General features: G+C 71.7%; 19 protein-coding genes. 1 reads left to right on the forward strand and 18 read right to left on the reverse strand.

What is annotated here, in order from left to right; all coding sequences use genetic code 11:
• The 4 genes from AB0I15_RS61505 to AB0I15_RS61520 all read right to left on the reverse strand — a co-directional run.
• Positions 1–424, reverse strand: a 424-nt coding sequence (locus AB0I15_RS61505; RefSeq protein ID WP_358118724.1) for a DUF4387 domain-containing protein, incomplete at its 3' end; no start/stop codon positions are given.
• Positions 417–1,799: an acyclic terpene utilization AtuA family protein gene (locus AB0I15_RS61510; protein ID WP_358118726.1), complete on the reverse strand. Its 1,383-nt coding sequence runs from the start codon at positions 1,797–1,799 to the stop codon at positions 417–419. The genes AB0I15_RS61505 and AB0I15_RS61510, both read right to left, overlap by 8 nt.
• Positions 1,800–1,855: 56 nt before the next feature.
• On the reverse strand, positions 1,856–2,098 hold the full coding sequence (locus AB0I15_RS61515) for a hypothetical protein (RefSeq protein ID WP_358118728.1): 243 nt from the start codon (positions 2,096–2,098) through the stop codon (positions 1,856–1,858).
• A 71-nt stretch (positions 2,099–2,169) separates the two neighbouring features.
• Positions 2,170–2,982, reverse strand: coding sequence for an NAD(P)-dependent oxidoreductase (locus tag AB0I15_RS61520; protein WP_358118730.1), 813 nt, complete (start codon positions 2,980–2,982; stop codon positions 2,170–2,172).
• 111 nt (positions 2,983–3,093) lie between these two features.
• Here AB0I15_RS61520 and AB0I15_RS61525 point away from each other — a divergent pair, with 111 nt between their 5' ends.
• Positions 3,094–3,837, forward strand: coding sequence for a GntR family transcriptional regulator (locus tag AB0I15_RS61525; RefSeq protein ID WP_358118731.1), 744 nt, complete (start codon positions 3,094–3,096; stop codon positions 3,835–3,837).
• 71 nt (positions 3,838–3,908) lie between these two features.
• On the opposite strand, the gene AB0I15_RS61530 is transcribed toward AB0I15_RS61525, so the two are convergent.
• The 14 genes from AB0I15_RS61530 to AB0I15_RS61595 form a co-directional block, all read right to left on the reverse strand.
• A complete protein-coding gene (locus tag AB0I15_RS61530; protein ID WP_358118733.1) occupies positions 3,909–6,650 on the reverse strand; it encodes a LuxR C-terminal-related transcriptional regulator in 2,742 nt (913 codons plus the stop codon).
• 40 nt (positions 6,651–6,690) lie between these two features.
• Positions 6,691–7,953, reverse strand: a complete 1,263-nt coding sequence (locus tag AB0I15_RS61535; protein ID WP_358118734.1) for a S1 family peptidase — start codon at positions 7,951–7,953, stop codon at positions 6,691–6,693.
• 123 nt (positions 7,954–8,076) lie between these two features.
• Positions 8,077–9,252 (reverse strand): pyridoxal phosphate-dependent aminotransferase, encoded by a 1,176-nt coding sequence (locus tag AB0I15_RS61540; RefSeq protein ID WP_358118736.1) that lies wholly within the window; start codon positions 9,250–9,252, stop codon positions 8,077–8,079.
• A gap of 153 nt (positions 9,253–9,405) precedes the next feature.
• Entirely contained in the window at positions 9,406–10,545 is a 1,140-nt protein-coding gene (locus tag AB0I15_RS61545; RefSeq protein WP_358118738.1) for a phospholipid carrier-dependent glycosyltransferase, read from the reverse strand.
• Between the two features lie 215 nt (positions 10,546–10,760).
• Entirely contained in the window at positions 10,761–11,909 is a 1,149-nt protein-coding gene (locus AB0I15_RS61550; RefSeq protein WP_358118739.1) for a phospholipase D-like domain-containing protein, read from the reverse strand.
• Between the two features lie 4 nt (positions 11,910–11,913).
• Positions 11,914–12,939 (reverse strand): dipeptide ABC transporter ATP-binding protein, encoded by a 1,026-nt coding sequence (locus AB0I15_RS61555; RefSeq protein ID WP_358118741.1) that lies wholly within the window; start codon positions 12,937–12,939, stop codon positions 11,914–11,916.
• Positions 12,923–13,927: an ABC transporter ATP-binding protein gene (locus AB0I15_RS61560; RefSeq protein WP_358118743.1), complete on the reverse strand. Its 1,005-nt coding sequence runs from the start codon at positions 13,925–13,927 to the stop codon at positions 12,923–12,925. Before AB0I15_RS61560 ends, AB0I15_RS61555 begins: the two co-directional genes overlap by 17 nt.
• A gap of 2 nt (positions 13,928–13,929) precedes the next feature.
• Positions 13,930–14,832, reverse strand: coding sequence for an ABC transporter permease (locus AB0I15_RS61565; protein WP_358118744.1), 903 nt, complete (start codon positions 14,830–14,832; stop codon positions 13,930–13,932).
• A complete protein-coding gene (locus AB0I15_RS61570) occupies positions 14,829–15,755 on the reverse strand; it encodes an ABC transporter permease (RefSeq protein ID WP_358118746.1) in 927 nt (308 codons plus the stop codon). The genes AB0I15_RS61565 and AB0I15_RS61570 overlap by 4 nt, the downstream gene beginning before the upstream one ends.
• Positions 15,752–16,807: a LacI family DNA-binding transcriptional regulator gene (locus tag AB0I15_RS61575; RefSeq protein ID WP_358118748.1), complete on the reverse strand. Its 1,056-nt coding sequence runs from the start codon at positions 16,805–16,807 to the stop codon at positions 15,752–15,754. Before AB0I15_RS61575 ends, AB0I15_RS61570 begins: the two co-directional genes overlap by 4 nt.
• A gap of 33 nt (positions 16,808–16,840) precedes the next feature.
• Positions 16,841–18,388: an ABC transporter substrate-binding protein gene (locus tag AB0I15_RS61580; protein ID WP_358118749.1), complete on the reverse strand. Its 1,548-nt coding sequence runs from the start codon at positions 18,386–18,388 to the stop codon at positions 16,841–16,843.
• Positions 18,389–18,399: 11 nt separating this feature from the next.
• Positions 18,400–18,738 carry a hypothetical protein gene (locus AB0I15_RS61585; protein WP_358118751.1) on the reverse strand — a complete coding sequence of 113 codons (339 nt, stop codon included), beginning with the start codon at positions 18,736–18,738 and terminating at the stop codon, positions 18,400–18,402.
• Between the two features lie 8 nt (positions 18,739–18,746).
• Entirely contained in the window at positions 18,747–19,709 is a 963-nt protein-coding gene (locus tag AB0I15_RS61590; protein ID WP_358118752.1) for a DUF6772 family protein, read from the reverse strand.
• Between the two features lie 192 nt (positions 19,710–19,901).
• Positions 19,902–21,200, reverse strand: a complete 1,299-nt coding sequence (locus tag AB0I15_RS61595; RefSeq protein WP_358118754.1) for a trypsin-like serine protease — start codon at positions 21,198–21,200, stop codon at positions 19,902–19,904.
• Between the last annotated feature and the right edge of the window lie 245 nt (positions 21,201–21,445).

The following is a 21,445-nucleotide window of genomic DNA, read 5'->3' on the forward strand; positions in this document are numbered from 1 at the left end:
CGGGCGGCGTGGCGGGCGACGTGGCGGGCGACGTGGCGGGCGACGTGGCGGGCGACGTGGCGGGCGACGTGGCGGGCGACGTGGCGGGCACGGGGAGCACGGCGAGGGGGACGTGGTGCTGGCCGGCGTGCATGTCGCGGTCGCGCAGCGATCCCTGCGTGACGGGCCGCGGGAAGGAGATCTTGACGACGTTGAGCGACGGGATCCGGAACACCTGGATCGTGCGGGCGTCGACGCGGTAGAGGCCGGCGATCACCTGCTCGTTGAGGAACGTCTCGTCCGCCACGATCCGGTAGCCGTCCGCGTCGCGCATGAACAGCTCCATCGTCACCCAGAAGGGGCCGGCGTTCTTGGACCGGACCTCGAGTGCGAGGTCACCGATGGTGGCCGGAGGCGCCATGGGGCGCGCTGGGGTGTCAGTCACGGTGCTTGTCTCCGTATTCGATGCGGAACATGCCGGTGGGCGTGATGCTGTCGACGACGTGGTTGAGCACGAATTCGTAGGCCGGGCCGCGCTCGACCTCCGCCGGCGAGGACGCGAAGGCGAGGCTGGGCAGGTAGTGCATCTCGGGCGTCGGCATGTGCAGCATCAGCGGGTTGGCGATCTTCGCCACCGCCGTGGCGGTGGCCTGGTCGGGGGCGTTGACGAGGAGCATCACGCCCACTTCGCGCGGCGGGCTGGTGTCGAACTCGAGGTCGTCCAGCACCGCGTTGTGGCCGTAGAGGCGCAGGTCGAAGGCGTACTCGTCGTCCTTGAGCCCGAGGGTCTGGCGGACCCGCCGCCGCAGGTGGGTGCGCAGGAGGCCGGCCCAGGACTCGACGTCGGCGAGGATGAGCGGATCGCGGACGGCGCTGAACGACATGGTCTCGTAGCCGGTGACCCGGGCGCCCTCCAGCTTGACGGTGTGCCGGTCGGCGACCGGGAACCGCGATCCCTCGACCCGGACCGTACGCTCGTCCACGGCCACGTACGTCGCCTCGCGCACGTCCAGGGTTCCGGCGGGCTCACGCATCTCGAACGGGTTGACCGTCTCGTACAGCATGTGGGCGGCGACCGTGTACGGCGTGCACGCGTTGCCCGGGTCGAGCGGCTCGATCGTGAACCCGCCCGCGTCGATCGTGGTGTGCACCCCGCCCGCGCGCGGATCGGTGGTGCACTGGCCGCCGCACTCGACGATCTTGGCGGCGTGCCAGCTCGGCCCGGCCGGCAGGCCCTTCATCAGCGGGTACGCCGCCGTCACCGCCGTGTCGGTCGCGCGGCCGGCGAGCACGACCTGGGCGCCCGCCTGGAGCGCCTCGACGATCGGTTCGTGGCCCATCATCCCGACGATGTGGGTGCAGCTCTCCAGCGTCTCGGCCCGGATCTCGCCCATGGGCGGCAGCGGGTGGATCCGGCCGGCGTCGAGGTGTTCCTTGAGGCCGGCCGCGTCCTGCTCGCTGTAGATCCGCGCGACCGCGAGGTCCAGGCCCTCCTCCGCCATGATCTCGGTGACCATCGCGGCCACCCAGTCGACGCCGCTGTCGGTGCCGCTGGTGCCGCAGGAGCCGATGATCAGCGGCGCGTCCGCGCGGGCCGCCGCCTTGAGCAGGCTGCGCAGGTCGCGGGCCACCGCCTGCGCGGCGGTCTTCGCCGTCGCCGACCCGAGGTAGTACGGGCCGGAGTCGGTGGAGCCGCCGTCCACGGTGATCACGTCGACGCCGAGCGACAGCCCGCGCTCTATCGTGGCCTCGTCCCATCCGGCACCGAGCATGCCGACGGGCGTCATGATCCGGACGGAGTCGACCGGTGTGTTGTCCATGCTTCGCTTCTTTCTCGGACGGAGGGGTCGGGGTCGGATCACTCGGCCTCACGGCCTCACGCCGGGGTTGCCGGCCGGCCGACGGCGCCCGGCAGGATCGCGTCGTGGCCGGAGAACGTGTCGGGCCCGTCCTGGGGCGTCATCCGGCCGGTCCTCAGGTAACGCTCGCAGGACCAGTCGAAGTGGTCGAGGCGGAAGAAGCGATCGCCCGGCGTCCCCCGCACCGCCAACGCGGCCGGGATGCCCGCGGTCCCGATCCCATCGCCCGAAACGACCGCGATCCGGTACGCCACACGCACGCCCGCACCACTCACGCCGACACCACGCACGCCCGCGCTGCTCACGCCGGCACCGCTCAAGCCCGCACGGCTCATGCCGGTACCGGCGCGGTTCGCGGGGTGGCCGGGAGGGTGATCGCGAACCGGGGAGCGCCCTTGAGTGAGGCGACCAGTTCGGCGGCGCCCGCAAGTCCCGCGGCTCGGCGGGCCTCGGCTGACTGGCCGGCCAGGTGCGAGTACACGACGATCCCGTCCACGTCCCTCAGCGGGCTGTCCGGGGGCAGCGGCTCGACGCACACCACGTCCAGCGCCGCCCCGGCGATCTCGCTGGAGCGTACGGCGTCGGCGAGCGCCCGCTCGTCCACGATCGGGCCGCGCGCGGTGTTCACGAGCACGGCACCCGGCTTCATCCGGCGGAACGCCGCTTCGCCGAGCAGGCCCCGGGTCCGTTCGGTGAGCGCCGTGTGGACCGAGACGTAGTCGGAGTCGGCCAGGAGCTCGTCCAGTTCGACGAAGCGCACGGACTCGCCGGACCGCTCGACGAGGCGCACGGACTCGCCCGACGGCTCACTGAACCGCACCGACTCGCCGGACGGCTCGACGGTGGGCGCCGGTCCGCCGGACCGATCGCTGACGCGGGCGGACTCGTCCGGACGTTCGCCGGCGGGCACGTTCGTGCTGCAGAGCACCGTCATGCCGAACGCACGCGCGAGCACGCCGGCCGTCATCGGCTCGTTCGCGATCAGCGCCGCTTCGGCTCCGCGCAGGGCCTCCGCCAGCTCCTCCGGGTCGCGCCGCCCGCGCATCGGCAGGTGCGCGGTCTCGTGTCCGGCCTGGCGCAGGTATCGATCGACCTCGTCATCCGGCCTCAGATAGTCGGTGGTGATCAGGACGCGAGACACCATGTCTCCCTCGAACGGTCGTGGGCGCTGCGACATCGCGACCGTACATTTGCTATAGCATCATCGTCAACAGTTGCCTATTTCGCTGCCATTGCGGGGAGGTAAGCTACGGCCGTGGCCACCGAATCCCTCGCAACGCTCAGCAGCGACACCCTCGCCGACCGGGCCTACCAGTCGGTCCGGGCCGCCATCGTCACGGGCGAGCTCCGGCCGGGCCAGAAGGTGACGGAGCGCGGCCTGGCCGAGCGGCTCTCCGTGAGCCCGACACCGGTGCGTGAGGCGATCAGGCGGCTGGAGCAGGACGGCCTGCTCCAGCGCACGGGTCCCCGCACGGTGAAGGTCTCGACCATCGGCGACACCGCGCTGCAGGAGCTCGCCGAGGTGGAGGTCGCGCTGCGGGGGATGGTGGCCAGGTTCGCGGCCCGCCATGTGACGTCCGAGCAGCTCGACAACCTCGACGCCATCCTCGACGAGGCCGACGACCTGCTGATCCTCATCAAGCAGCGCCATCGCGACGGCGCCCCGATGACCCGCAACGTCAACCAGCTCCTCGACACGATGCAGCGGTTCAACGACGCCGTCAGCGCCTGTGCCGACAACCCGGTCCTGGTGCGCCTGCTCGACCAGACCCGGGTGTTCTCCCGCTCCGAGAGCCGGGCCCGTCGCCTCGAACGCGTGGCCCACGACCCGAACTTCGGCCTCGACCGCTACGCCAGCCACCGTGCGCTGGTCCGCGCGCTCCGCGCGGGCGACTCAGCGGCGGCCGAGGCCATCGTGATCGAGGACGCCCGCGGCGGCCTGACCGCCCTGCTCGCCACAGACGACCGCGACGCCGAGCCGGACGCCGACCACCGCTGACGACCGCGACGCCCACCGCGATGGCGGCATCGACGGCGGCATCGGCAGGGCCGTCCCTGACCGCACGCGCGTCACGGACGGGCGGTGGCCGCGGGCGTTCCGAGGTCCAGGTGGCCGAGTTGGGTTCGGGACGTCACGCCCAGCTTCGGATAGGCCTTGTAGAGGTGCTGGGCCACCGTTTTCGGGCTGAGGAAGAGTTGCCCGGCGATGTCGCGGTTGGTGAGGCCGGCCGCCGCCAGCCGGACGACCTGGAGTTCCTGGGGGGTGAGCCGGTGCAGGCTCGCGACGTCGGTCCCGTGTCCCGGCCGGGCCTCGCCGGCGGCGTCCAGTTCGGCCCGCGCCCGGTCCGCCCAGGGCCGTGCGCCGAGGTCCTCGAAGATCCGCAGGGCGGTCCTGAGCTGGATCCCCGCCCTGGCCCGGCTGCGCCGCCTGCGCAGCCACTCGCCGTAGGCCAGGCACGTACGGGCGTGCTGGTACGGCTGCGGGTAGCGCTCGTGGACCTCGATCGCGGCCTCGTAGTACTCCCCCGCGCCACCGCCCGAGGTCGTCATGGCCCGGCAGCGGAGCGCCATGGCCGAGGTCCACGGTTGCCTGACCGACCGGGCCCACTCCATGAACGTCCGCAGTGACCGCTCGGCGAGCTCGGGCCGGTGGGCGCGTACCCCCGCCTCGATGAGGTCGGCGGCGCACCACACGGCGACGATGGGGTGCCGCACCGCCTCCAGGTGGGCGACGGCCTGCGCCGCGCGTCCCATGCCCAGCTCGAGAAGGCCGAGCGCCCACGTGCCGAGCGCTCCGGCCGTCACCACTCCGTGGTCGTTCCCGTAGCGGATGCCCGCCTCGGCCAGCATGCGGCAGCGCTCGTGGTCGCCGCCGATCGCCGCCAGCCAGGCCAGTACGCCGCCGAGATGGGCGAAGCGGTGGAGCTGGCCGATGTCGCGGCCGATGGCGTACCCCTCGGTGGCGTTGGCGAGGGCGTCCACGTGCCGTCCGCCGAGCAGTTGCGCCTCGGCGATGATCTCGAGCGCGTGCGGCAGGATCCCGATCATGCCGCGCGTCCTCGCGTGCTCGGCGACGGGCTCGGCGAGCTCGAGCGCGATCGTGTCCTGGGCCGTGATGAGGGCGAGCGACGCCGCGAGGAGACGCTCGGCGGGCCGGTGGGCCGGCAGGCGGTGCGCCGCCGCGATCAGCTCGTGGATGGGCGTTCCGACGCTGCCGCCGCCCTCCAGCAGGCCGGCCATCGCCCGCATCGCCCTGACCAGCGGCGCCAGGGCCGAGCCCGGTGGCACGTCGATGTGGCTCAGCCGCCCCGCGGCGTCGTGCGCCGGGCCGGCGTCGCCGCTGAAGGAGAAGTTGCGGATGGCGTCGGCCAGCATCAGCGCGGCGCGTTCGGGGTCGGTCCGCTCGATGGACTCGGCGCTCTTCATCAGGACTTCCCCCGCGTCCGACGGGCAGCCCTGCTCGAACTCCACCGCGGCGCGCACCCTCGCCAGACCGGCCAGCAGGGCGGGGTCGTGGGTGAGCGACTCGGCGCGGTGCGCGAGGTCACGCGCCTGCCCGAGCTGACCCGACTGGACCGCCGCCTCGGCCGCGTAGGAGAGCCGCAGACCGCGCAGGCGGCGATCGGCGGTCAGGTGGGCGGCCCGCTCGTAGGCGGCGGCCGCCGTGGCGTACCCGGCCCGGCCGCCTGCCCGGTCGGCCACCCCTTCGAGGGCGGCCCCGATGGCGTCATCGGATCGGGTGGCGGCCAGGGCCAGGTGCCAGACCCTGCGATCGGCGGCGTCGCCGTAGGTGAGCAGGACGTCGGCCAGCGCGCGGTGGGCCGCGCAGCGGCGGGTGAAGGGCGCGCCCTGGTAGACGGCCGACCTGACCAGCGGGTGCCGGAACGCCAGCACACCGTCGTCGATCCGCACCAGGCCCGCGGTCTCGGCCGCCTCCAGGGCTCGCTCGGCTTCGGCCGGCCCGTCGAGCAGGTCCGCGGCTCGCAGGACCAGTTCCAGGTCGCCCGTGTCGTCGGCGGCCGCGAGGAGCAGCAGGCGCCGCACCGCGTCCGGCAGCGCGTCGACCTGGCGGTGAAACGTCTCGTGCAACTTCCGGGTGATCGGCAGAGCGGCCCGCGGGCCGCCGAAGCCCTGCGGCTCGGCGGCCTCGGCCGTCGCCGCGAACTCGATCAGCGCGAGCGGGTTGCCGAGCGCCTCGTTCATGATCCGTTCGCGCATGCGCGGGGTGAGCCCGGGCGCCCGCTCGCGCAGCAGCGTTTCGGCGGCGGCCGGGTCCAGCCCCGTCAGGTGGAGTTCGCCGAGCCCGGCGGGCGCGGGCCAGTCGTCCCTGGCGGCGAACAGCAGCACCACGGCCTCGACGTTCAGCCTGCGGGAGGCGAAGATCAGCGTGTCGGCCGAGGGCTTGTCGAGCCATTGCGCGTCGTCGATCAGGCAGAGCACGGGACCGCACTCGGCCAGCAGCGTCAGGACGGCCAAGCCGACCAGGAACCGGTCCCCGGCGGCGGGGCCGAGCCCCATCGCGCCGCGCAGGGCGGCCGCCTGGGTGCGCGGCAGCGCCTTCAGCCTGTGCATGACGGGCTGAAGGAGCTGGTGCAGCCCGGCGAAAGGGAGCTCGGTCTCGGCCTCCACGCCGTTGGCGCGCAGCAGGAGGAACCCTTCAGCGGCGCCCGCGTGCTCGAGCAGCGCGGTCTTGCCGATGCCCGGCTCGCCTGTGATGATCAGCGCGCCGCTCCCGCCGTCCGCCATGCCGGCCAGCAGCCCGTCCACGACCTGCCGTTCCCGCACCCTCGCCGTCAAGATCGACTCGCGCACAGTGGATCATTGTGCCCCTTCCTCCGTGCGCTGACCAGAGTCAGGGCAGCACGCGGGGGAAGATGCCGGGGAAGGCGTCGAGGGCGTCCCACACGTCGGTGAAGTACTCCCTGCAGTCGCCCGAGCCGTCGAGGTTGCTGCCGCCCGAGTGGATGCCCTTCACCTGGACCCGGCCGTTCGACATGACGAAGTACGTCGGGCCTCCCGAGTCACCGTGGCCGGTGCAGGTGCCGCTCTTGTAGCCGGACACGACGTTGCGTACGATCTCGCCGCCGCTGTAGCTGATGTTGACCCCGTAGTTCGAGACCTTCCACCCGCAGAGCTCGCCGGTCTTGTAGCCGCTGCTGCAGTACTGGTCGCCCAGGCCCGTGCGCCGGGGCGCGAGCTGGCCGATGATCGAGGTGTAGGCGTTGCTGACGGATCCGCGATAGATGTAGTAGCCGCTGGTCCCGTTGGGGATCTCGATCAGCGCGAGGTCGCCCCTGAAGACGCTCTGGCCGGGGATCAGCGTGCTCCCCCGGCCGTCATACCAGTTCTCCCTGTCGTTCTCGCTGACCCAGCCCATGTAGTTGGTGTCGTTGCCGTTGAAGACGAAACCGCCCTTGGGGATGCAGTGGCCCGCGGTCAGCATCCCCGACTTGTCACCCGGCATCCAGACGGGAATGCCGGACGAGCATCCGGCCACGCTCCCGTCGGGTGCCCGGCGGATCGTCATCTCCGCGGCGCCTCCCCAGTTGTGGGGTCCTTCGTCGGAGCGGCTGGACTTGGAGGGGTTGAAGGCGGGGTCGACCTCGACGGCGAAGGCGTCGGCTCCGTACCTGGCCGTCAGCGCCCGGAGCAGCGCGTCGGTGGTCCTGTTCACCGTGACGATCACCCGGTTGTGCTCGGCGTCGATGCGGGTCATCCGGACGGCGGCCCCGTCCGGGATGTCCGGCTGCCCGATCGCGCCGTCCTTGATCCTCTCCAGTACGGCCCTGCTCCGGGCGACCTGCCGCTGGACGACGTCCTTCCCCTGAGCGGCGGCCAGGCGGCCGGCGGTTCCCGTCACCGTCGCGAGGACCACCTGGCCCGTCTCCGGATCCACCCACGGCTCGCCGAAGTCGTCGGGGTGCTGCTCGGCCAGCTTCCGCGCCTCGTCCAGAGCCTGCGCCACGGGCTCGGGCAGCGTCTTGACATCGGGCGGCCGCGGCGACAGCAGCTCGGGCCCGCGCGGGGCCCCTGCCGAGGCGAGCGCCGCCGCGGGCATGGTGCTCACCATGGTGAGGGCCAGGGCCGTCGCCAGACCGATGGTTCTTCTGCGCACGCGTTTCCTCCACGTCCCAGAGAGTCCGAATCGCGACAAATCTAGGGATGTGGGAGAGAAATCGAATCCGGAGCGTGGCCTCAAAAACCGTGCGCGCGGGCTCGCTGGAATAGGTAACGCGGCTCAGCCAAGGGTGGCCACGAACCTCCCCAGCCGGGCGATCCCCTCGCGGAGGTCGTCCGCCGACGCCGCGTACGAGAGCCGGACGTGCGTGCCGGCGGTGTGGAGGCCGAAGTCCTTGCCCGGGGTGAGGGCGACGTGGGCCTCCCGCAGCGCCCGCTCGCAGAACCCCCAGGAGGTGAGCCCGGTGTGGCTGACGTCGAAGTAGGCGTAGAACGCGCCGTCGGGCGGAACGGGGACCGGCAGCCCGATCCGGGCCAGGCCCTCCAGGACGAGCGCGCGCCGCTCGGCCAGTTCGACGCGGCGGGCCTCGCAGACCGCGAGGGACTCGGCGGAGAAGCAGGCCAGCGCGGCGTGCTGGGCGGGGGCGGACGCGCAGAGGAAGTAGTTCTGGGCCAGGCGCTCCATCGCCGGGACGAGGGGCTCCGGCACGACGCACCACCCGAGTCTCCAGCCGGTCATGCCGAAGTACTTGGAGAAGCTGTTGATGACGATGGCGTCGGGATCGGACGACAGCACGCTCCGTGGCGGGCGGCCCTGGTCGTCGTGGTCGCTCAGGTTGAGGTAGATCTCATCGACCAGGCGCCACGCGTCGCGCTCGCGGGCGAGCTCGCAGATCGCCGCCAGTTCGCCGGCCGGGATCGAGGTGCCCGTCGGGTTCGACGGAGTGGCGATCATGACCCCGCGCGTGCCGTCCGTCCAGTGCGACCGCACCGATGCCGCGTCCGGTTGGAAGCGGGTCTCGGCGGTGGCGGGGACGAGCGTGACGTGGGCGCCGAAGCTTTCGACGATCTGCCGGTTGCAGGGGTACGACGGATCGCCGATGATCACCTCGTCGCCCGCGTCCACGAGTGCGGCGGTGGCCAGCACCAGGGCGGCCGAGGCCCCCGCGGTCACGACGACCCGGGCGGGGTCGACCTCGACGCCGTGCTCGTCCCGGTAGAACCGCGCGATCGCCTGCCGCAGCTCGGGCTGCCCGAGCGCCGCCGTGTACGGCATCGGCCGCCCGTCCATGACCGCACGCATCGCGTCCCGGACGGCCGGGGGCGCGCCGAAGTCCGGTTCACCGATGCTGAGCTTGATGACGTGGTGCCCTTGGGACTCCAGCGTCGCGGCGTGCTTGCCGAACTCCATCGCGTAGAACGGGGCGACGGCCTGCGCGCGTCGCGAAATCCTCACGCCACGACCTCCGGCCCGATCACCGGCACCGGCGATCGTCGCGGGTGGTTCATGTCGTCTTCCATGGCTCTCCTCGGGGGGACGTTCTCCGGGCGCGCGGCGTGTCAGGAAGTGCTCCCGGCCTTCCTCCGTTCACCGTGACGAAAGGGAAGTTTAGGCGCAAAAGTGATCCAGGCCGGAGTTCCAGGGCGCGGTCACACCCACGAGCGCATCACCATCCGAGCCCACCACTCGGCGTACGTGATCGTCTCGCCGGACAGGACCGGATGGAGCCACCAGAAGTCGAGCAGGACGAGGAGCGCGCCCGCTCCGACGACGGCCGCCCCCGTGGCCCTCCTGAACGACGCCGTTCCGCCAGTCCCGAACGGCCACGTACCGGGCGACGAGCACGAGGAGGGCGAGCAGCGCGAGATACCACAGCGCCGGCGTGCCGACCCCGAGCACCGCCTGCGAGCAGTCCTTGGCCGCGCAGGCGTCCGGCGGGCTCTGGTAGTGGAAGGCGACCGGACGTTGCAGCAGCGGCCACTGCCACGGTTCCGACATGTACGCGTGCGGTGTCTCCAGACCGGTGTGAAAGCCGAGCACCTGGACCTGGTAGCCGAGCCACGACCGCAGCGAGTCGAGGACGAAGAACCCCGGCCCCGCCTGGGTGGCCTGCTCCCAGCCGCGTCCCCAGCCCTCCGCCCGCAGGAACCAGCCGCTCCAGCTCAGCACGTAGATCGCCCCGGGGACCAGGGTGAACGCGCCCGCAAAACCCTGCAGGGCCGCCGCCGGCCGCGGCCGCCGTCCCAGCGCCCGCCACGCGCCCGCGTCCCACAGCAGCGAGAGCAGGGCGAAGGCGAGCAGGAAGAAGACACCCGACCATTTGACGGCGCACGCGGCCCCCAGGCAGATCCCCGCGGCCGCCCGCCAGGGCCGGACGCCGGGCCGGAGCCAGGCCGGCGCCGGTGGCGACGCCTCGGTCCACCGCTGCCTGACCCAGTCCCTGTCGGCCACGACGCAGGCGAAGGCGGCCAGCACCCAGAACATCAGGAACACGTCGAGCAGCGCCGTCCGCGAGAGCACGAAGTGCAGGCCGTCGAGGGCGAGCAGCAGCCCGGCCAGGCAGCCCAGCACCGTGGACCGGGTCATCCGCCGCGCCACCCTCGCCATGACCAGGATCGACAACGTGCCCGCCACCAGGTCGTCGGCGCGGTGCCAGTCCTGGCACAGCGAGTAGGCGATCCGGCGTAACCAGAGCAGACGGCTGCGGACGTACGCGGTGTACTCCTCGTCCGCACTCAAGAGATCCACAACCTCCCAGATACCGCCGCTCACCGGAAGGGTTGCATCATGTGTGGCGAATTCTTCCCGAAGCCCTAGAAGCGCGCTTGGTGGCCTTCACACAGGAGGGCCAGGCGGCGGCCGGGCCGGTGGCGGCGTGCGCGGCCACCGGGGCGGCGAGGAGGAGAGCGGTGCCCACGGCCAGGACGGGGCGTGTCGAAGGTTGGGGCGGGCCGGAATGCCCGTCACGCCGGCGCGGTCGCGGCCCGCATGGTCTCGAAGTTGGCGACGTACTGGCGGAAGAGGTCCCGGTCGTCGAGACGCAGCAGGGTCTCGTCGTTGCGGCGCAGGGAGGTCTCGTTGTAGTTGTGGCTGCCGGTGTAGACCCGGCGGCCGTCGTGCCGGCCCTCGATCAGCAGGTATTTGGAGTGGACGCGGCCGGGCAGGGCGCTGCCGGAGCCGAGGACGCGCAGGTCGATGCCGGGGCTCCGCAGCACCTGGGCGACCTCGTCGTCCATGATCCCGGCCACGACCTGGACGGTGCAGCCCCGGGCGGCCAGGGCGCGCAGCCGTTCGGGGATGGCGATGCGGTAGGTGTCCCATTCGGACATGCCGACACGGATGGTGGTGCCGCCCCTGCAGGAGATCCCGGCCAGGCTCTCCACGACGGGGTCGGGGCCGGTGGTGGGGAGGAAGTGCGCGCGTACCGAGCCGCCGGGGCCGCCGGTCTGGACGACACGGTCGTAGTCGAGGTTCTTGCGTTCGGCGGCCAGGTCGGCGAAGTAGCTCGCGTAGGCGGCGTGCAGGCGGCGGTTGCCGGTGAGCACGACGGCGTTGTTCCAGTAGGTGGTGGAGTTGAGGTCGGTCAGGTTGGCCGACGACTGCACCACCACGTCGGTGGCCCGGCCGGTGCGGGTGAACAGGTAGAACTTGTTGTGCTGGCCCTTGTCGCCGATGCAGGCGGCGGTCCCGCCGGACATCGGGCCGGTGCAGACGTGCAGCCAGGAGCCGTCCGTGCGGTCGGTGCCGAGCGCGGCGGCCAGTCGGCCGGCGACGGTGGCGCCGCGGGTGTCGCCGTCCAGGATGATCTGGACGTCCACGCCGCGCCGGTGGGCGCCGACGAGCTCGTCCGCGAACTGGGCGCCGACGGTGCCGGACATGACGAAGTGCGCGATCTGGATGCGCGCCCCGGCGGGGGTCTGGTGGACGAGGTCGCATAACCGGCGCACGATGGCCTCGGCGTCGCCGCCCACCGGCTCGCTGAACACCGCCCCGGTGACCACAGGGGCCCGCGGCGCGTCCGCGCAGGTGGAACCGGCCGCGGCCGGCCCGGCGATCAGCGTCGTGGACAGGACGGCGCCCGCCGCCAGCGCGGAGAACAACGTGCCTCGCATGGATTCACTCCTTCACCAGGCGGCCGGTGCCGGCCGCCGTCGGGATGGGCTCGGGGAAGTGGCAGGCGACGGGGTGACCGGTGTCCCGGTCGACCAGGGCGGGCTCCTCGTCCCGGCATCGCTCCTGCGCCCGCCAGCAGCGGGTGCGGAACCGGCAGCCGGACGGAGGGTCCAGCGGTGAGGGGACGTCGCCGGTGAGGACGATCTCGCCGCGCTCACCGCCGCGCCAGTCGTCCAGGCTCGGCGCGGCCGACAGCAGCGCCTGCGTGTACGGGTGCGACGGATCGCGGTAGACGCTCTCCTTGGAGCCGATCTCGACGATCTTGCCCAGGTACATCACCGCGACCTGGTCGCAGAGGTGGCGGACCACGCCCAGGTCGTGCGAGATGAACAGGTACGCCACGCCCAGGTCGCGCTGCAGGTCCTGCAGCAGGTTGAGGATCTGCGCCCGGACCGAGACGTCCAGTGCGGACACCGCCTCGTCGCAGACGATCAGCCGGGGCCGGACCGCGAGGGCGCGGGCGATGCTGATGCGCTGCCGCTGACCGCCGGAGAACTGGTGCGGGTAGCGGCCGGCGTGCTCGGGCCGCAGGCCGACGCGGTCCAGCAGGGCGCGCACCTCGTCGTCCCACCGCTCGCGCGGCACCAGCCCCGGATGGATCCGCCAGGCCTCCTTGATCAGCGCGGCGACGGTCATGCGCGGGTTCAGGGAGGCGTACGGGTCCTGGAAGACGAGCTGGATCTCCTGGCGGAGCCTGCGCATCTCCTTGCCGGACAGCGCCGCCAGGTCGCGGCCCTCGAACCGGACCGTGCCGCTGGAGGGGCGGACGAGGCCGACGATGGTCCGCGCGATCGTGGACTTGCCGCAGCCCGACTCGCCGACCAGCCCCACGGTCTCGCCCGCGCGCACGGTCAGGCTCACCCCGGCCACGGCGCGCACCTCCCCGCCACGGCGGCCGATGCCGCTGCGCAGGCGGTAGCCGGTGACCAGATCGGTCAGCTCCAGCAGGGGCTCAGCGCTCGCGGGCATTCGCGATCACCTCCTCGGTGAAGTGGCAGGCGCTCGCCCGGCGTGGGCCGAGCACGCGCGGCTCGGGGTCGCTCTCCCGGCAGACGTCCCTGGCGAACGGGCAGCGCGGGTGGAAGGAGCACCCCGTGGGCGGATCGGTGAGGGAGGGCGGCTGCCCCTCGATCGCCTCCAGCGGCGCGCCGCCGTCGCGCGAGGTCGGCACCGCCCGCATCAGGCCCAGCGTGTACGGATGCGCCGGGCGTTCGTAGACCTCGGCGACGGTGCCGGTCTCGACGATGCGGCCCGCGTACATGACCGCCACCCGGTCGGCGGCGCGGGCGACCACGCCGAGGTCGTGGCTGATGAGGATCATGCCGAGCCGGTCGGTCCGCTGGCGCTCGCGCAGCAGCCGCAGGATCTGAGCCTGCACGGTGACGTCCAGGGCGGTGGTGGGCTCGTCGGCGATGAGCAGCAGCGGGTCCAGTGCCAGCGCCATGGCGATCATGACGCGCTGCCGCATGCCGCCGGAGAAGCGGTGCGGGTGGTCGTCCAGGCGCCGCGCGGCGTCCGGGATGCCCACCTGGTCCATCAGCTCCGCCGCCCGGCGGCGGGCGTCCTTGCGGCCCATGCCCCGGTGCCTGCGGAACATCTCGGCGATCTGATAGCCGACGGTCAGCGACGGGTTCAGCGCGCTCAGCGGGTCCTGGAAGATCATCGCGATGCGCTCGCCGCGCAGCTTCCGCCACTCGCGGTCGGACAGGCCGACGACGTCGCGGCCCTCCAGCACGACGCGCCCGCCGGCCACCCGGGCCCGCAGCGGGATCAGGCCCATCACCGTCTGCGCGGTCACGCTCTTGCCGCTGCCGGACTCGCCGACGATCGCCAGCGTCTCGCACTCGCCGACCTCGAACGACACCCCCCGTACGGCCCGCTGCGGGCCCTGGGGTGTGTCGAACTCCACGGCCAGGTCCTCGACCGCCAGCAGGTGGGGCGCTGCCTGGTTCGTCATCGTCACAGCTCCGTCATCGGGTCGGAGGCGTCGCGCAGCAGGTCGCCGAGGATCCCGATGCTCACCACCACCAGTGCCAGGGCGGCGCCCGGCGCGGCGGCGATCCACCAGGCCGAGGCCAGATAGTCGCGGCCCTCGGCGATCGTCGAGCCCCAGGACGCCTGGGAGGCCGGCGCCCCGAGACCGAGGAAGCTCAGCGACGCCTCGGCGACCATGGTCAGGCCGACCTGCACGGTCGCGGCCACGAGCAGGGGCGGCAGGCACGACGGCAGGATGTAGTGCAGCAGGACGCGCCCGTGGGAGGCGCCCATCACCCGGGCCGAGTCCACGAACTCCCGATCGCGGACGGCGACCGCCGAGCCGCGCACCACCCTGGCGAAGATCACCCATCGGGTCACGGCCAGCGCGATGATCACGTTGACCATGCTCGGGCCCAGGACCCCGGCGAGCAGGATGGCCAGCAGCAGGCTGGGGAAGGCGAGCTGGATGTCGCCGAGCCGGGAGATGATCCCGTCGGCCCAGCCGCCGAAGTAGCCCGCCACCAGGCCGAGCAGCAGCCCGGCCGTGCCGCCGACGAGCACGGTCACCAGCGCCACGGTCAGCGAGGTGCGCATCCCGGCCAGCACCTCCGACAGCAGGTCCTGGCCCACCTGGTCGGTGCCGAGCAGGGCCACCGTGCCGTCGGACAGCACGCTGCCGGGCGGCAGCAGCCGGTCGATCGGGCTGGTACGGGCGGCGTCGAAGGGCAGCAGCAGCGGCCCGAGCAGCCCGGCCACCAGGAACAGCAGCATCACCCCCAGCGCGAGGTAGGCCCGCGGCGGAAGTCCGGCCAGCCGCCGCAGGACCGTTCCGGCGGGCCGTCCGCCGGCGGTCGGAGGGGATTCGGGGGCTTGGAGCTGCGTCATGCGTTCTCCAACTGGATCCTGGGGTCGAGATAGGTGTAGAGCACGTCGACCAGCAGGTTGAGCGTGATGTAGCAGACCGTGACCACGGTGAGGACGGCCTCGACCACGGCGTAGTCGCGGAAGGTGATGGAGTCCACCAGCAGCGAGCCGATCCCGGGCCAGGCGAAGATCACCTCGACGATGACGCCGTTGGCGATGAAGTTGCCCATGAGCAGGCCCAGCATGGTGACGACCGGGACCATGGTGTTGCGCAGGACGTGGATGTAGAAGACCACCCGCCGGCTCAGGCCCTTGGCCCGCGCCGTGCGGACGTAGTCCTGGTTCATCTCCTCCAGGATCCCGGTCCGTACGAGCCGGCCCAGCCAGCCCACGAACGGCAGGGCCAGCGTGAAGGCGGGCAGCAGCAGGCTGGCCATCGTCCCGTCGGCCGTGCTGGGCAGGATCTGCAGCACCCGCGCGAAGATCAGCGACAGCATGATGCCGATCCAGAACGGCGGCAGCGCCTGGCCGACCAGCGACGACACCGAGATCAGGTGGTCGGTGAGGGAGTTGGCGCGCCGGGCCGCGGCGGAGCCGGCCAGGAAGCCGAGCACCACCGTGATCACGAGCGCCCAGGCCGACAGGGTCAGCGTCGGCCCGAACCGCTCAAGGGCGGCCTGGAAGGCGCCGACGCCCTGCCGCCAGGAGTCGCCGAAGTCCAGGCGCAGCAGGTCTCCCAGGTGGCTCAGATACTGCACCATCAGCGGATCGTCCAGGCCCATCTCCGCGCGGAGCGCCTGGAGCTGGGCGGGGGTCGCCTGACTGCCGAGGATCAGCTCGGCGGGGTCGCCGGGCAGCACGCGCAGGGCGATGAAGACGATCGTGATCGCGCCCCAGATCTGCAGCAGCGCCTGGGCCAGCCGGCGGCCGAGGAAGGCGGTCATGTGCCGCCCCCTCCGCTGGAGGCCCGCGCCACGAGCCGGGGCGGGAACAGGATCTGCTCCGGCGAGCCCTCGGACACGGGGTCCTTCAGGCGGCGCAGCATGTGGTCCACGGCGGACCTGGCGATCGCCGACGCCGGCAGCTCCACGGTGGTCAGCGAGGGGATGACGTAGGGGGCGAACGGATGCCCGCCGTAGCCGACCACCAGCACGTCCTCCGGGATGCGCAGCCCCGCCTCGTCGGCCACCCGATAGACGCCGAGGGCGAAGTAGTCGTTGCCGGCCACGATGGCCACCGGCCGCTGCGCCTTGCGCACGACCTCCCTGGCCAGGCGGTAGGCCTCGCTCGGGTCCCACGGCATGGCGCTCTGCTCCAGCCGCCGGGTCGGCACCTTGATCATGGTGTCCGGCTCCACGGGCAGCCCGCTGTCGGCCATGGCCCGCCGGTAGCCCTCCACCCGGTCGGTGACCGACGAGACGGCCAGGTCCTCCTCCAGGAAGTAGATCTTCCTGGCGCCCTGGGCGACGACGTGCCGGACGGCCTCGTAGCCGCCCTTGACGTGGTCGACGCCGACGAGGTCGGTGTTGAGCTCGGGGACGTCACGGTTGATCAGGACGAGGGGCACCCCGGCGGACCGGAAGCGCCGCCAGTGGTCGGCCCCCTCCTGCACCGTCACCACGAGGACCCCGTCCACGCCCCGGCGCAGCAGCTCCTCGGCCGCGCGCCGCTCGTTGGCCAGGCTCTCCTCCGTCGCCATCAGCAGTAAGGAGTAGCCGTGCCGGCGGCAGTGCTGCTCCATCCCGCTGATGAGCTGGGCGTAGAACGGGTTGGACGGATTGGTGATCACCATGCCCAGCGTGCTCGCGGAGCCCAGGACCAGGTTGCGCGCCATGACGTTCGGCACATAGCCGAGGCGTTCGGCCTCGGCCTTGACCCGGTTCCTGGTCTCCACGCCCACGCTGTCCTTGTCGGCGAGGGCGCGGGAGACGGTGTTCACCGACACGCCGAGGCTCTCGGCGATGTCCTTCAGGGTCGTGCGGCGTGCCTCACGCATGGCATCCCCAAACTCGGTCGCGGTCCACGTGGATCACCCCGCGGCCGACACCGTGCGGAACTCGGGCTGGCTGTTGGCCACCGGGACGAATCCCGTCACCGAGGAGCGCAGCCCGTACGTGGCCGACAGCGCCGCGGGGAAGACGCCGACCGCGTCACGCCAGATGATCTCGCACGCCCGCGCGTACAGCGACTTGCGCTCCTCCTGATCGGGCGTCGACTTGGCCTTGGCGAGGATGCCGTCGAGCTCCTTGTTCTTGTAGCCCATCCGGTTGGCCTCGCTGGTGTAGAGCCGGCCCAGCGTGTAGTCGGCGTCGCCGGTGGTCACGGTGTTGACCTGGAGCTCGATGTCCCAGTCGAGCGCCGTCAGCCGCTTGATCCAGGCGGCCTTCTCGATCTGCTGCGGCTCCACCACGACGCCGACCTTGGCCCAGGCCGAGATGATCGACTGCGCCAGCTCGGTGGCCAGCGGGCCGGTGTCCTTGAACCACATCATCGAGGTGCGGATGCCCGAACCGTGGCCGGCCTCGGCCAGCTCGCGCTTGGCCAGCTCCGGGTCGTAGTCGTACGGCTGCTGCGGCGCGTGGCCGAAGACCGCGGGCGGGATGGGCGCGTCCATGACCGTGGCGGCGTCGCCGTACAGGCTGGACACGATGGTCTTGACGTCGAGCGCGCGATACAGCGCGCGGCGCACGCGCGGGTCGGAGAACGGCTCGCGGCCGCAGTTGAACCAGGCGAGGAAGTAGTTCAGGCCCGGCTCGCTCTCGATCTTCACGCCCTCGACGCCGCCCAGCCGCTTGAGCTCGTCCGGCGGGATGATCCAGGTGACGTCGACCTCGCCGTTCTGCAGCGACGTCATGCGCGTGGACGCCTCCGGAATGTACGGCATGCGCAGGCCGGACACCTTGGCCTTGCCGCCCCAGTGGTTCGCGGTGGCCTTGAGCATGAGCTGGGAGGACGGGGTGAACGACTCGACGGCGAAGGGGCCGCTGCCGATGGGCTTGCGGGAGAGGTCCGCCTTGCCGATCTGGGCGGCGGGCACGATGAAGGCGAGGGTCAGGTTCACCAGCAGGGTGCCGAGGGGATCCGTGGTGGTGATCTTGATGGTGCTTCCGTCGGGGGCCTCGACGGCGTCCAGCGCGCTCCACAGGGGCTTCTGGGGTCCGTCGGAGCTCATCAGCCGCTCCAGCGACGCCTTCACGTCGGCCGAGGTCAGCTTGCTGCCGTCGTGGAAGACGACGTCGTCGCGAAGGGTGAACTCCCACGTCGTGTCGTCGGGCTGACGCCAGTTCGTGGCCAGGCTCGGCGCGAGCCCGGTGCCCTTCCTGGCCACGAGGGTGTCGTAGATCTGGCGGTTGGCCAGCAGCGACGCCTCGTCGACCGCGCTCGCGCCGTGCGGATCCAGGTCGTTGATCGCCTGGTAGAAGGCCGCGCTGAACGGCCGGCTCCGCCCGGACGCGGGCGCCGTCCCCGGGCCGCCAGGGGCGCACCCGGTGGCGAACGCGGGGAGGGAGGCGCCGGCGACCCCGGCTCCCAGGAGGGCCAGGAACCGTCGCCTGCCCACTCCCTCCGTTGCAGTCATGTCTGTTCCTCTCAGCTCTTGAGCGCCAGGTAGATCAGGACTTTCGCCTTCGGGTCGCCGCCGCGCAGGGTGGCGCGCAGCCGCAGCCAGTGACCGAACTCGCGCACCCGCAGGGACACCAGTCCCGGCTCCGTGGTGATCCGCGCGGTGCTCTCGTCGTCGTCGCACCAGTGCAGGCCGTCGGGGGAGATCTGGGCGGTGAGCTCCAGCGCGGGCTCCTCGCCCTCCAGCGCCAGGGTCTTCACGAACCAGCGCGCCTCCGCCGCCCACCCGGCCTCGTACGGCTCGGTGGCGAAGTCGGCGGTGAAAGTGGAATTACGCTCCAGAACGGCGGTAAGAGCATGCCTCATGCCGGTGCTCACCAATCCACGGAAATCAGTGCGGAATCAAGGAAGAGGAAGTTGCGCACCGGAGAATGGGTGCGCACACTCACATAGAAATTGAGCAGGTTCTCCAGGCCGTCATATTTGTCGGCGTACTGCGGCACCGGGACCTGGCGCATGTCCATCACCCGGTCATTGACCTGGAGTTCGATATTCGTGCGCGTCCTGGTGTCGAACTGCCAGCGCAGGTAATGCCAATTGACCTTGGTCGGGACCTCGTTGTAGCAGAGGAACTGCGGCTCCTCGTCCAGCGCGCGCCAGTCCGCCGGGTCCGGCGCGGTGAAGTCCTCGACCGGCGACAGGTTCTCCTGGTTGTGCAGGTTCTCCTTGGGCGTGGGCTCGGGCACGACCGGGTAGATCCAGCGCCTGGTGAACCGGTTGTCCAGGTCGGTGTTCTGGTAGCGGGCGACGCAGTGATAGCGGATGCCCTCGCCGTCGCACAGGTCCGTGGCCACGGTGAACGCGCCGAACTGGGCCTCCGACGGGTGCAGGTTGCCGTCCCACTCGATGTCGCCGAAGCTGTTGCCGAGCGACGACTCGGCGGTGGCCGCCTCGCTCTTGTAGGTGAAGTACGTCTCGAACTGCACCACGCCGCGCTGGGCCATGGTCAGGCGGCGGATGGCGACCGCGGTGTGCCCGGTGACCGGGCGGGTGGCGACCTTGAGCGCGTAATTCCCGCTCATGGCGGCGTGCGTGCCGATGTCGAAGAAATCGCACGAGCTGAGCTGCGGCGGCCGGAAGTCGCGCATGTGGACGTCGACCGTGTCGAGATCTCCGTGGCCGTCGTGATTTCCGATGAGTTCGCACCAGCCGTGCGTTCCGGTGTTGAACTCGTCGAAAGCGAGAATGCGGGGCAGGGGGTTGAACTTGGAAAGCCTCGGATCCGCCGCGATCAGTGCGCGGCGGAGATCGTCGGCCGGGACATGGGTGGTCTCCACGCTCAAGGCGTCCTTCCCATCGAAAGTCCCTGGGCTTGATGAACGTTCACGTGAACGTTAATTCCAGGTTTCGAGGACGCTAACTTGTCGGATCTGCGGATGTCAAGCATCTATCGGACAAACAGGACGATGGGCCGGTCGGCGTGGCACGTGAGATGCCACGCCGGCCGGCCCCGCGCGTGCCGCCCTCGGTTACGCGGGATCCCCCTCGAAGCCGAGGTACGGCTCGAGCCCGGGGAAGTCGCGGGTGGCCGTGCCGAAGTCCTGGAAGATCGTCCACTCGCTGCCGCCCGACGCGATGGTGCCCGTGTGCGAGCCCACCGCCCGCACCATGGTGAAGTCGCCGGTCAGGTCGAACACCGGCCCGCCGCTGTCACCGCCGCTCGTGCTGCCGTTCGGCCGCTTGGCGGAGATCAGGTCGTCGTAGCACTCGCGGGCCCCGTAGATGTCCTCGCCGCAGATCTTGCTGTACTTGCCGTCCACCACGTGCCCGCACGTGGCCCCGCTCGTCGCGCCGGAGACGCACAGCGACTGTCCCTTGTGGGGCCAGACCCAGCCGGCCACCGGCTTGACGAAGTCGCTCACCCCGGGTGCGCCGTCCCAGATCCAGCCCGTGGCATCGCCCACCGAGACGACGCCGGTGACCCTGATGAGCAGCAGGTCGTGCCGGACGTGCTCGGCCTCGGCGATGCCGATGCTCTGGCCCGCGGCGTCCGTGAACTCGTCGCCGGGCGCGCCGCAGTGGCCCGCGGTCAGCAGGTGACGGACCAGGTTGAGGCGTACGGCGAAGGCGGCGGTGCAGTGCTTGCGCAGGTTGCCGTCGCCGCCGCAGGAGCCGCCGCCGTCGAAGCCGCTGTTGCGGATCGCCACTCCCCCGTACCAGGGGGCGTCGTCGTCGCATCGGGAGGTCGTGAGCCTCATCGGCTCCTGCGCGGTCACCTTGATCGGCACGCCCACCTCCGGCAGCGCGCGCCGGGCGACGGCGGCGTCCCGCTCCTTGACGGACGCGGTGAGCCCGCTCCCGTCGAGGGACAGCTTCACGGCGTGCACCCGGCCGCCGTTGCCGGCGCCCGAGGCGGCCCAGAGCCGGTCCGCGGCCCGCGACAGCTCGCGCTGCGAGTACGCGGCGGGCCGCACCTCCACCGTGACGCCCTGCCGCGCCCGGCGGATCGCGGCCTGGACGGGGCCGGGAACCTCGTCCTTCCACCACACGACCACCCGGTCGCCGGTCAGCTCGATGCCCGCGTACCCGGCGGGCGGGCCGCCGCCGTCCTCCACCGCCGTCCTGATCCCGTCGGCGGCCGCGACCAGCGGCGCCTGCCGTCGCACGACCTCCCGCAGGTCCGGCGTCAGGTACGGCGCCGGGCCGGACCGAGCGGCCGGCGTCCCCTTGACCGGCCCCGGGCTCTGCGCCCCGACGGCCGGAGCGGCGACGACGGTGACCGTCACCGCCGCCACGATGATGCTCGCGATCTTCGTTCGTAACGACACGTTGTTCGTCCCCCTTGAATGCTGGAGTCGCGGGCCCCAGCGGAGAAACGTAGACAGCCGGTCTTGTCATCGGCTTGGCTCGGCCTTGAGGGTGACTGGGACCGGGGCCGTCCTGGGATCCGCCGCCCTAGGAACCGCACGGCGACTCCGGTGACGTGGTGGGCGTGGCCTGTATCCGGGAAATCGCGCCCTTCACCCGTATTCCGCGCGACATGTGAGGACGGGCGGATGCGCTACGAATACCC

It is taken from the genome of Nonomuraea sp. NPDC050643 (assembly GCF_040654715.1).
In the GTDB taxonomy this organism is placed as follows: Bacteria; Actinomycetota; Actinomycetes; order Streptosporangiales; family Streptosporangiaceae; genus Nonomuraea.